Genomic DNA, 12,587 nt, shown 5'->3' on the forward strand with positions numbered 1-12,587 from the left:
AAAAACAAGATGCTTCTGGGCACACAAAGAAGTGCAAATAAAAAGCATTGGGAAAAACCATAAAGCGATTAAACGCAGTTTCATAAAATTAAGCTAGTTGTTTGGCCATCTTATGGTTAGTAGAAGAATAGCCCTTGATGTATTTCCTTTAAATATAGCGCGAACTTATCAAAATATTAAAGGATTACAGTTTTTCTACCCTTTCATTTACAATTTTCGACCTTTTTGAATGAATAATACGCCAGTTTTGATTTAACAAAATTGAGCAAACTATTCCACAATAACCAGTGGCACAAACTATTGATTAAATAAACTGACCAAACCAGAGGATATGAAGAAAAGCTAACCGCACAAACTAAACTATAGTCTATTCACGACTTTAAATTGACTAATCCAAATCAACTAATCAAAAAGATAACCAAAACAATGAAATTTAACCCAAACCAACGGGGTACTATGCCGTTTGCATATGTCCGCTGTTTCCGTTTACTATTTACAGAAATCGAATCAAAACTTCTGATGCCTATGCTAAGGCATAAATCCAATCTATAACACTAATAAATTAAATGTGAGTTGCTGCTTACAAATAATGAGGCATGCAGAAATAATTCTTGCTGTTAGGGCCAGATGAATAAAACCTACACTCGGTATTGGAAATAGGCGCTTTCTGCATAACTAAAATTATAAACAAAATAAATTATTTTAAATGAACGGAACTTATACTTCGATTATAAAACGGATGATACTGTTTGGAGTGCTATTATTTTTGGCAAACAGTGTTGATGTTTTGGCATTCCCGAACCTTGCCAATTCTTTAAAAAACAAGAAATTTCAGGTACCGGTATCGGCCAAAAAAAATAGTAAACAAATTCCCAGTGATTCATTATCAAATTTGAGAGATTCTTTGAGAAACAAACTCAGGAATTCTGTAGCCGTAACTTTGCCAGACCATGATGTTCCGGTTCTATTTGGAACGCAGAAAAATATAAAAAGAATTCAATCTTCGGCTACTGTAAGTGGAGAAGAGCTAAAGAGTTTTCCTACGCCACAGGTTGGTTTAATGCTGTACGGGAAATTGCCAGGTTTGTACGTGGTTCAAAATAATTTCCAGTTGGGTTCTGACGAACCTGCTATATCGCTACGGGGAAGAACGCCATTGGTTGTAATTGATGGTGTACCACGCTCGTATCTAAGTATCGATCCTGAGCAGATAGAAAGTATTTCAGTAATAAAAGATGCATTGGGAACCGCACTATATGGCATGAAGGCCGCTGACGGGATGTTACTGATCACGACCAAGCGCGGTGCAAATATGCCTAAGCAAATTACCTTCACCAGTCAGTACGGTATTCAGCAGCAAATTGAACGACCTAAATTTCTGGATGCATTCAATTATGCCACCTTATTTAATGAGGCTCTGGCAAACGACGGGCGGCGACCCATTTATACAGCAGCTGATTTGGATAAGTATAAAAATGGTACAAATCCTTTTACGCACCCCAATGTAAACTGGACCGATGAAATTTTAAAGGCTACAGCCCCTGTGAGCAGACAAAACCTGAACTTAAGAGGTGGAAGCAACAAGGTAAGGTATTTTGTAGACCTCGATTACCTGAGCCAGAGTGGTTTTTTAGTTACCGATCCTTCCATCAATACTTATGAAACGAACAATAGTTTCAAGCGATATTCTTTCAGAAGTAATATAGATGTTGATTTAACAAAGAGTACTACGCTCAGTTTAAGCTTGTTTGGAAGAATAAGAAACAGCAATCAACCTGGATCTACAATAGCCAGTATTTACAGCACATTGTTAACTACGCCTAATAATGCCTATCCGAAATTTAACGAAAACGGTTCGCTGGGTGGAAACACAGAGTTTCAGAATAACCTCTATGGTATGTCGATAAAATCGGGATATAGGCCATCGGTAAATAGAAATTTAGGAGCAGATGTATCGTTAATGCAAAAGCTCGATACTTTTTTGCCTGGTTTGTATGCTAGTGGCGCAATATCTTTCAATTCCTACTATAACGAAAACATTAACAGAAGTAAGTCTTTTGCGGTGTATTCGCCTGTAGTAAATCCTGTTACAAACCAAACGAGCTATAAAACAATAGGTGGCGATGGTACTCAATCGAATAGTTCTTCTCCCACAGATTTAAACCAGCAGATATTTTCCCGTTTCGATCTGGGTTATGATAAAACAATAGATAAAAATACTTTTAAAGCCCAATTGTTATTTATTAGAGATAGTTATGTTTTGGGTGGCGCTTTATCGCAGGTTAATCAATCGCTGGGTGGAAGGTTTAATTACGATTACGATAATAAGTATTTATTGGAACTGGCTACTTCGTACATGGGCTATGACCGTTATAAAGCGGGAGACCAGTGGGGCTTCTTTCCATCAGTTGGTTTAGGCTGGAACATCGCCAACGAAAGTTTTTTCGCCAATTTAAAAAACACGGTTAATTCATTAAAACTGAGAACATCTTACGGTTTAACCGCTACAAATGCAGCAGCCGGATATTTCCAATACCTGCAAAACTTTGATAATGGCGATACATTTTACAGCAGAAATCCGCTAACTACTTCAAATACAAAAGATGAAGGACCGCTGGCTAATCCAAATATTACCTGGGAGAAAGCAAGGAAATTTAATATAGGCCTTGATGCTTCAATATTAAAGGATAAAATATGGTTAACAGCCGATTATTATAACAACAGTTATTATGATCTGTTACAGATCAGGAGAACAAATGCAAGTGCTGTAATTGGGGCTGTTTTGCCGCCTGAAAATATGGGTAAAAACCAATATTCGGGTGTTGAGCTGGCGCTTGGATACCAAAATCAGATCAACAACTTCAGATATTTTATTACTGCCAACGGCTCATGGAGTGCAAGCAAAGTGATTTTTAATGATGAACCTTTAAGAAAAAATGCTTACGAATACAGAACCGGACAACCTGTAGGACAAACTTTTGGATATGTGGCTGATGGTTTTTATAACAACACTGCAGAAATTAACAACGGACCAAAGGTTGACGGCTACCTCCCGGTTCCGGGCGATTTAAAATATAAAGATTTAAATAACGATGGCATCATCAACACTTATGATATGACCGCGATCGGCAGTACCAAACCTGTTTTCTTTTATGGTGTAACAGGTGGAATCAATTATAAGGGATTAGACTTTTCATTCACCTTAAATGGTACAGCTAACAGAAATGTGTATTTCAATTTTGTCAATTTTGCATCAACCGGTGCAGCCGGCGGATATGGACAAGCCTTAGAAAGTAGCTTGTTAAGATGGACACCTGCTACCGCTTCGCAGGCAGAATATCCACGTTTAAGTGTTGGCAATAACCCAAATAATAGCCAGGTTTCTTCTTTCTGGGTTAAAAACGGCAGTTATTTAAGATTAAGAAATGTAGAAATAGGCTACAGTCTACCTGGCAACCTGATCAAGTCAATCGGCTTTACTAATTTAAGGGTGTTTGCCAATGGCCTCAACCTGTTAACCGCTACAACCTTAGATGGTGTAGATCCGGAAGTGTTGATCGGAAATGTACCCAATCAGCGGATATTCAATTTTGGTGTTAACCTTCAGTTTTAAATCTTGATTATGAATAATTATAAAATATACTTCGCCATAATCTGCTTGTTATTTGCATTTGGCTGTTCGAAAAAATTTGAGGCAGAACCTTTAGACCGTATAACTGGCGACTTAATTTTTGACCCTCTTGATAAGAATGCTGATTATGCAAAACAATTTTTAAACGGAACCTATTTGTTGTTGCCAGATTGGTACAATAGGATAGATGGTAGTTTTTTAGATGCCGGGACAGACGATGCAGTACCATCAAGAATAGGGACCCAGGCAGAATTTTACCGTGCCGGTAGAATATCATCTACAAGCCTTCCAGATGATGTTTGGAGTAAAAATTATATGGGGATTAGAAGAGCCAATCTCTTCTTAAGCAAAGTAGATGTAGTACCCACTACGGCAGTTTTAAAAACTCAATTTAAAGCTGAAGCAAGATTTTTGAGGGCATACTTTTATTTCGAGCTGGTTAAGCGCTGGGGCGGTGTGCCTCTAATTGGTGATAAGGTATTTACCATCAATGATGATATCAATGTTCCAAGAAATACGCTCGACGAATGTTATGCTTATATCGTAGCAGAATTAGATGCCATAAAAAATTCCTTATTGCCTTATGCCATTAGCGATGGAGATTGGGGTAGGGCGAATATCGGAGCCGCAATGGCCCTAAAATCGAGAGTGTTGTTATATGCCGCTAGTCCTTTAAGCAATCCGACAAATAATATCCAGAAATGGACGTTAGCCGCACAGGCAGCAGCCGATGTTAAAGCATTGGGCTATACCTTGGTAACCGATTGGGTTGCAAATTTCAATGCGACCAAAAACACTGAGTTTATTTTTATCAAACAGAATGCTTTAAATACAAATATCGAAATCAACAACGGTCCGATTGGATATTTACAGGGTGTTGGCTTAACCAGTCCATCGCAAAACCTGGTCGATGCATTTTTAATGCTTGATGGAAAAGCAATTTCCGACGCGGGATCGACTTATGATCCAAACAACCCATACTTAAACAGAGATCCAAGGTTAACAGCTACCATTATGCACAATGGCAAAAATTGGTTGGGAAGACCTATTGAAACATTTGAAGGTGGCCAGGATAAGCCAGGTGGAAACAGAACACAGACCAGAACGGGGTATTACCTGAGAAAATTTATGGGCAAATTTGAAACTTCTACTACCTACACCAATCAGGCTCATCACGTCATCTTATTAAGGTATGCTGAAATTTTACTAAACCATGCCGAAGCGCTAAACGAATCGGGAGGAGCAGTTGCCGATATCGTTAACAATTTGGTTTTAATCAGAAGAAGAGCAGGAATTCTTCCTGGTTCTAATAATCTTTACGGCTTATCACTTACGCTTAGCAAAGATGAACTGCGTAAAATAATTCAGAACGAACGCCGTATAGAACTCGCTTTTGAAGAGCACAGAACCTGGGATCTGAGAAGGTGGAAGCTAGCCGAAGTTGAGTTAAACAAACCAGTTAGAGGGGTGCAGATTATCAAAAATGGAACAGCCTTCTCTTATACCTATTTCAATGCCGCTAATGCTGTTTTCGATGCCAAAATGTATTGGTACCCGATACCGCAGGCCGAAATACTAGCCAATAATAAAATGGTTCAAAATCCAGGATGGTCTAACTAGTAAGAGGCATAAAAATAAATAATGAATCATACAGGTTTTCAAATCACAGGAGTGAAACGGAAAATCAGGATGGCTTCATGCCGATAAAAAAGAAACTATATACAGATGAAAAAAATACTGAATATAATATTGCTTGTGCTGATCACTAATTTAGCCTACGCCCAAACCAAAGTTGTACGGGGTGTGGTGGCAGATGATAAAGGCACAACGCTGATTGCTACAACAGTTACAGAACAGGAAAACCCAAAGAATATTGTGATCACTAATACCAGTGGCGCTTTTAGCATCAAAGTTGGTGCAAACAGTACCAAACTGATCATAAGCTCTGTTGGTTATATCACAAAAGTGGTAACCATTACCAGCCAACCTTTAAATATTGTTTTAAAAGAAGATAATTCAAATTTAAATGAAGTGGTTGTAGTAGGTTTTACCCCACAAAAGAAGATCACCAATGCCGGTGCAACCAGTACTGTATCGGGTAAAGAATTAAGACAGAGCCCTGCTGCAAGCTTTCAAAATGCACTGGCGGGAAGGTTACCCGGTTTGTTCCAGCAACAAACCAGCGGTCAGCCAGGTGCCGATGCCGCTAATATTTACATTCGTGGGGTTAGTACCTATACAGGTGCATCTAACAGGCCATTGGTAATTGTAGATGATGTAGAGTACCCTTACGAACAGTTAAGTCAGTTAAATTCTAATGAGATCGAAACGGTTTCCATTTTAAAGGATGCTTCTTCAACGGCAATATACGGTATAAAGGGCGCTAACGGTGTAATTGCGATTACCACCCGAAGAGGAACAAATTCGGCGCCGAAAATTACATTCAGAAGTGATTTTGGCTTGCAAACGCCAACCATAAGAAGAAAACCATTGGATTCTTATAATGCCTTGATCTTATTGAAAGAGATGGAGGTAAATGAAGGTAGAGACCCCAACCTGACTTTTCCTGGACTGGTTACTGAGGAAGCGCTAAACCATTTTAAATTAGGAGACGATCCGTACCACTACCCGAGTGTACAATGGTACGATGAAGTAATGCGTAAAAACGCGTTGCAGCAAAGCAATAATATCGACATTACAGGCGGTACCCAGAATTTAAAGTATTTCGTGGCACTTGGCAACGTTTATCAGGATGGTATTTTAAAAAATATACAAAAGGACGAAAATTTTAACAGTAATTATTATTTAAAAAGATACAATATCAGATCGAATGTTGATTTGAATGTAACCAAAACCTTAATGCTAAAGCTGGATCTTTCGGCGAGGTTCAATGAAATTAACCAGCCAAACCTGCCCGATGTACTGGCTGGTGGCGCCATTTCCATTTGGCGAAGATTAAGCAGCGGACTTTTAAATCCCTGGAATTACCCTGTAAAAAACCAAGATGGGAGTTACGGAGGCAGAAAATCTGCAACTTTAAATCCCGTTGGTATTTTGCAATATGCAGGTTACAACAGAAATTACAGCAATAACCTTAACTTAAACCTAAAGGCGAACCAAAATTTAGATTTTGTGACCAAAGGCCTAGCTGTAAGGGCAATTTTAGCTTATACCAATAATGTAGAATTTAACCGATCGTTAACCAGAGGGCGTTTCCCTACTTATGCGTACCTGCCGGGATCTGATATTTTAGACCCTGTTTTTCCGGAGCTAAGTAGGTTAGAACCGCTTACGGCGACTACTACATTTGATGCCAATACATCGAACTATCCCCTTCGCAAGATCAATGCTCAAGGTATTTTAGATTATAACCGCCAGCTTGGAAACCACAACTTATACGGTCTGATTGTGTATAACCAGTTAACAGATATTTCTGGTGCCAATATTCCTGCAAATTTTAGAGGATATTCTGCAAGGGTAGGATACAATTACAAGTCGAAGTACATCTTCGAACTGAACGGTGCGTATAATGGTACTGATAGGTTCAAAGCAAGCAAGCGGAATGGTTTATTTCCGGCAGTAAGTGCAGGCTGGAACATTAGTGAAGAATCCTTCTTTAAAAAAGCACTCCCTTTTATCAATTATATGAAAATCAGGGGCTCATTGGGTACCGTTGGTTCTGATGATTTCCCGAATACTTACCGTTATATCTATGAAGAGATTTATAATGCCCCGGCAACGGCGGCAAACTCTTACTGGTTTGGCGATAATAACAGCCTACAGTATGGTATTACGCCGGGCGCCCTCGCAAATGAAGATGTAAGATGGGAGCAGGAACGTAAACTGGATATTGGTACAGACATTAAATTGCTGAACAGTAAACTAGGGATAACCTTCGATTATTTTGACCATAAAAGGTACGATATTTTAACAGTTAGGGAAACCGTGCCTAATTTCTCAGGTATCTCGTTACCTCCGGTAAATTTGGGTATTGTAAATAATAAAGGTTTTGAGCTCGATTTGTCATACCAGAATAAACTGTCAGAAAACTTTTCTTATTTCGTTAAAGGAAACGTTTCCATCTATAAAAATAAAATAATTTACCGTGATGAGCCCTATAATCAAGGTAACCCCTTGCTGATGCGTACAGGAAGGCCTATTGGTCAGATTTATGGATATACCAGCATAGGTTTCTACAATGATGCAGCCGATATTGCCAATAGTCCAACATCTGTTGGCCGGGCAGTTAAGCCTGGCGATTTAAAGTATGCTGATATCAACAACGACGGAAAGATCGATCAGGGTGATATTGGCCCGATTGGTAACCCTAATATTCCTCAGATCAACTATGGTTTTTCATTAGGTACAAGCTACAGGGGCTTCGATGTTTCAGTGCTATTTCAGGGGGCTGCAAAAGGAAGTTTAAGTGCCTCTACCATGTTTCAAATAGGAACTGTTAATGGTACGCCTTCCGAAATACACCTAAAAAGATGGACACCAGAAACTAAGGAAACAGCAGAATTACCACGCTTAGGTGGTGCCAATTTTGATCAGTCTACCTTTTGGTTACGCCCAACAGATTATATCCGACTTAAAAACGTAGAACTGGGCTATAACTTTAATAATAAACTGGTAAGTAAAATCGGATTATCAAATGCCCGCGTTTATGCGAATGCCGCAAACCTGATTACCTGGTTTAACCTGAAAATTTACGATGTAGACCCTGAGTCTCTAAATTCAACAGGAACGGTAGAGGCCTATTCATCCTATCCTCAACAAAAAATTGTAAACCTAGGCTTACAGGTAACATTCTAATATATAAACAGATGAAAAATATAAATTATATAAAAACTTTAACATTGGTTGGCTTATTAGCGATAGGTGCTGTTGCCTGCAAAAAAACTGATAGCAATAGTTTTTTGGATAAAACAGATGTGGGGCAGCTCAATGAAGCTACTGTATTTGCAGATAGTTTGTTAACATTTAGATTTTTAACGGGTATTTATACCGGTTTGGCCGGAACATACTATTTAGACAATGGCTTAACTGGCGGTGGTTTGTGGTCGTACAGTGATGCGTCAGACGATTCGGATATTGTATGGAGTGGTGCTACCGCACAAATAGCACCCGCCTTTAATTCGGCAACATTTCAAAGTCAGGCTGATTTTAGCCGGTTTAAGAACCACTGGAACAATTGCTACAATAATATCAGGCGGGTAAATGTTTTTTTGGCAAACGTTGACCGATCTCCGATTTCGGCGGCCAGAAGAGCAACTTTAAAATTAGAAGCCAGGTTTTTAAGGGCCTATTATTACTGGCATTTACTGCGTAATTATAGTGGTGTGCCAGTTATTGGCGATAAAGTATACGCCATAACCGACGATTTTGGTTTAGCCAGATCTACATTTGCCGAAACTGTAAATTATGTTGTTAGCGAATTAGATGCCTGCGCAGCCTTGCCTGTAACCACACAAATTGAAGATTTCGGACGCCCCACAAAAGGTGCTGCATTGGGCTTAAAATCAAAAGTTTTACTTCTGGCTGCCAGCCCTCTTTTTAACGGGCAAAACCCTGGTACAGGTGTCAATAAAAATTTGGCAGGTTATGATAATTTAGATAATAATAGATGGAAACTGGCCGCAGATGCAGCAAAGGCGGTGATGGATATGGGCATATACAGTTTAGTGAAAGATAATACAACTGCCCCTGGTTACGGGTATTATCAGATGATGATTACGAGAAATACCCCTGAACATATTTTTCAGGTAATGAAATCGACAAACAGGTGGTACGAAGGTTTTCTGCTTCCGGTTTCCCGCGGTGGGCAAGCTTACTCTTATCCAACCCAGGAACTGGTAGATACCTATCCGATGAAAAATGGTAAGAATATTAAAGAAGCGGGCTCAGGTTACGTAGAAGCAGATATGTACAAAGACAGGGATCCTCGTTTTTATTATTCTATATTATATGATGGCAGCTTGTGGTTAAACAATACCACAAATACTAAAACGGTGGTTAATTTGTACGCCAATGCCCCTGGCGACGGTTTAGGTACATCGGGTTCTACTAAAACGGGGTATTTATACCGCAAATTTTGTCACGAAGGTGCTGGTGGCAATTTTGGCATATCCAATAATATTGGTTTGGTGGCTATCAGATATGCCGAAATATTACTGAATTACGCAGAAGCACTTAACGAATTTAGTGGGCCAAGCACAGAAGTGTATCAGGCTGTTGAGCAAATCAGGGAAAGAGCTGGTTTAGTGCCGTTTCAATTGCCATTGCAGTTAACCAAAGAGCAAATGAGAGAAATAATCCGTAGTGAGAGAAGGGTAGAGTTAACCTATGAAGAAGCGACTAGATTCTTTGATATCAAAAGATGGAAACTAGCAGAAACTTTAATAAACGGTCCGGCTAATGGGATGCGTTGGACACGTAGTGGATCAACCGTTACCGGAGCCCGCTTTTCTTTTGAAACAAGGAGATTTACCAATCCTCAAATGTATTATTTCCCTATCCCACAATCAGAAATTAATAAGAGTGCAGTGCTGATTCAAAATCCAGGATGGTAAAGTGAGTTAGAAGCTGGGGGAGTTGGACGTTTCGTTACGACCAACCCGATTGGGAATCTTAAAGTGATAAGCGCTAAGGTTCCCGCCTGGGCTGCAATCACGACCAGTTTAAAAATCAATCGATACCTGCTTGCCCAGCCTAATCATGATGAACTCAGTTATAAACCATTAACTAATGAACTATTGAACCATGACGAACCCATTTACTTCAGCACAACCTCGATCTACAATTGATATCAGAACACTTGAGCCCATTATATTTTATTCGGGAAAGGAAGATGAGCTGCAGATTTTTTTAAATGAAACCGAATATGGCGAACTGATTATTAAGTCGCTATCTAACGACCAGCTTCAGGTTAAAGCAGTAATGCTCGATGAAACAGGCGAAAAACTCAACTGGAAACAGGATTACAAAGGGCTTAGGGTATCGGTGCCAGAAACATTGGTAACCAGCAAGAAGGCTACAGGGAGGGTGGTAAAGGTCACTTTTTAACAAAAATGACAATGATGAAATAAAAATTAATTAATCAAATAACCTCAAACCATTAAACATGAAAAACAAAAAACAACTTTGCTTTGCCTTGCTTTTAACAATTTCGAGCGGCATTTTAATGAGTAGCTGTAAAAAAGCACCCGTTTCAGAACCAGAAACGGCTAGTGCAAAACCAACTACATTAGCGTTAAGCTCAACCACCACGCCAGGCTTTGTAACCAATACCAAAAACCTCAACATTGTAATGTTTGTGCCTACCGATAATCCGGCACTTCCTGATTACAAAACCAGATTAACGACGTTATTTACACATTTTCAAAACTGGTTCCATACCGAAATGTTAAGGTATGGCTATGATAAATATATGGGATTGCCCAAAATCGATTCAACCGGATTGGTGCGTTTTATCGAAATACCAGCTCAGTTTGCACAATCGGCCTATCCTTACGATGCCAGTATTTCGGCAACTAAAATCCTGAACGAAATTGCGGCTTACAAAGCTACGCATGCTTCAGAGTTTTCAAATTCGAGCCATACCCTCATTTTATTGCCACAGCGTACCGATGGTAGTTTTGATCAGCCTTTTTATGGTTATGGTAAAAATTGTTTCGCTACTGACAACTCAAACATGGCGGTTGATAAAATCCCTAATGCAACATCAAATTTACTTGGTGGCATGCTGCATGAGCTTGGACATGGCTTAAATTTACCACACGATCATGCCAAATATGCTTCAGAACAACCAACTTTAGGTACTTCTTTAATGGGATCAGGAAATGTAACTTTCAGTAAAGGACAGCCAACATTCTTAACCGAAGTTGATGCTGCAATTTTAAACCGTAACGAAGTGTTCCAGAACCCTTTGCCTACAGAAATACCTTACGAAGCTGCTACCACCGCTATTAACGCACAGTTTGCCTACAATGCAACAACCCAGGCTTTCAATGTTACAGGTTCATTTACTAGTAATAAAGAAGTAAATGATATCCTAATTTATATGGACCCAGATTTGGGTGGTAGCGATGCTGATTATAATGCCGTGGCGTGGAGATCGAACCCGGGCAGCGGAAATACAGTTTCGGCAACTATTCCTTTTAGCGAGCTTTATTATAAAAACAACGAAGCCTACAACATCAGGGTGAAATTGTTATTAAAAAATGGTGGTAATGTAAGCAAAACCTATTCATTTTCATTTTTAAATGGTGTACCACAGATTGGTGCAAACGGTTCTGCTAAATTTTACCAAAATGCCAGTTATGGAGGTTATGAGATATCATTACCTGTTGGCCAGTATACAACTGCCGATTTGATCAGCCGTGGTATTAGCAATAACGATGTCTCATCTGTTAATGTAGGTTTAGGAGTGAAAGTGATTATGTATGATGGAGATAACTTTACAGGAAGCAGCATCGAGTTAACCTCTTCGAGCAGTTACGTTTCTACTTTTAACGATAAAGCATCATCCATAAAAGTGATTGCCCTTTAATGATTATATTTATAAACAGGCTTATGATAAATGTTTCAAACCATATTCAAAAATGAGAAAACCGCTTTTTTTAAGTCTGTTATTTGCACTGTTTGTCCAGTTATTGGTTGGGCAAACAGTACAAAATAATGCATTGAAACAGTTTAAGGAGGGAAAATTCGGCATGTTTTTACATTGGGGCCTGTATGCCCAAACGGCAGGCGACTGGAAAGGCCATAAAGTTAAAGGTGGCGAGCATTTTATGCTTTACGAACGCATTCCGGTAAAGGAGTACGGAACTATTGCCGGTCAGTTTAATCCCGCCAAGTTTGATGCAGACGCCTGGGTTAAACAAGCCAAAGAAACAGATATGAAGTATATTGTTTTTACGGCTAAACATCATGATGGATTTGCCATGTACAACTC

General features: G+C 39.3%; 7 protein-coding genes. All 7 read left to right on the top strand.

Annotation, left to right across the window (positions count from 1 at the left end):
- Positions 1 to 706: 706 nt before the first annotated feature.
- Entirely contained in the window at positions 707 to 3,613 is a 2,907-nt protein-coding gene (locus ASU31_RS19460; protein WP_057933948.1) for a SusC/RagA family TonB-linked outer membrane protein, read from the top strand.
- A 9-nt stretch (positions 3,614 to 3,622) separates the two neighbouring features.
- Positions 3,623 to 5,251 (top strand): RagB/SusD family nutrient uptake outer membrane protein, encoded by a 1,629-nt coding sequence (locus tag ASU31_RS19465; protein WP_057933949.1) that lies wholly within the window; start codon positions 3,623 to 3,625, stop codon positions 5,249 to 5,251.
- Between the two features lie 105 nt (positions 5,252 to 5,356).
- Complete coding sequence (locus ASU31_RS19470) at positions 5,357 to 8,446, top strand: SusC/RagA family TonB-linked outer membrane protein (RefSeq protein ID WP_057933950.1); 3,090 nt, start codon at positions 5,357 to 5,359, stop codon at positions 8,444 to 8,446.
- Positions 8,447 to 8,457: 11 nt separating this feature from the next.
- A complete protein-coding gene (locus ASU31_RS19475) occupies positions 8,458 to 10,203 on the top strand; it encodes a RagB/SusD family nutrient uptake outer membrane protein (RefSeq protein WP_057933951.1) in 1,746 nt (581 codons plus the stop codon).
- A 190-nt stretch (positions 10,204 to 10,393) separates the two neighbouring features.
- A complete protein-coding gene (locus ASU31_RS19480; protein WP_057933952.1) occupies positions 10,394 to 10,696 on the top strand; it encodes an alpha-L-fucosidase C-terminal domain-containing protein in 303 nt (100 codons plus the stop codon).
- Positions 10,697 to 10,754: 58 nt separating this feature from the next.
- Positions 10,755 to 12,182 (top strand): hypothetical protein, encoded by a 1,428-nt coding sequence (locus tag ASU31_RS19485; RefSeq protein ID WP_057933953.1) that lies wholly within the window; start codon positions 10,755 to 10,757, stop codon positions 12,180 to 12,182.
- 52 nt (positions 12,183 to 12,234) lie between these two features.
- On the top strand, positions 12,235 to 12,587 hold a 353-nt coding region (locus ASU31_RS19490; protein WP_167346211.1), incomplete at its 3' end, for an alpha-L-fucosidase.

This window comes from Pedobacter ginsenosidimutans, assembly GCF_001442625.1.
Classification (GTDB): Bacteria; Bacteroidota; Bacteroidia; order Sphingobacteriales; family Sphingobacteriaceae; genus Pedobacter; species Pedobacter ginsenosidimutans.

What these genes read in the sequence shown, in the direction of transcription:
- ASU31_RS19460 (WP_057933948.1), top strand. Translation starts at nt 707, where the DNA reads ATGAACGGAACTTATACTTCGATTATAAAACGGATGATACTGTTTGGA.
- ASU31_RS19465 (WP_057933949.1), top strand. Translation starts at nt 3,623, where the DNA reads ATGAATAATTATAAAATATACTTCGCCATAATCTGCTTGTTATTTGCA.
- ASU31_RS19470 (WP_057933950.1), top strand. Translation starts at nt 5,357, where the DNA reads ATGAAAAAAATACTGAATATAATATTGCTTGTGCTGATCACTAATTTA.
- ASU31_RS19475 (WP_057933951.1), top strand. Translation starts at nt 8,458, where the DNA reads ATGAAAAATATAAATTATATAAAAACTTTAACATTGGTTGGCTTATTA.
- ASU31_RS19480 (WP_057933952.1), top strand. Translation starts at nt 10,394, where the DNA reads ATGACGAACCCATTTACTTCAGCACAACCTCGATCTACAATTGATATC.
- ASU31_RS19485 (WP_057933953.1), top strand. Translation starts at nt 10,755, where the DNA reads ATGAAAAACAAAAAACAACTTTGCTTTGCCTTGCTTTTAACAATTTCG.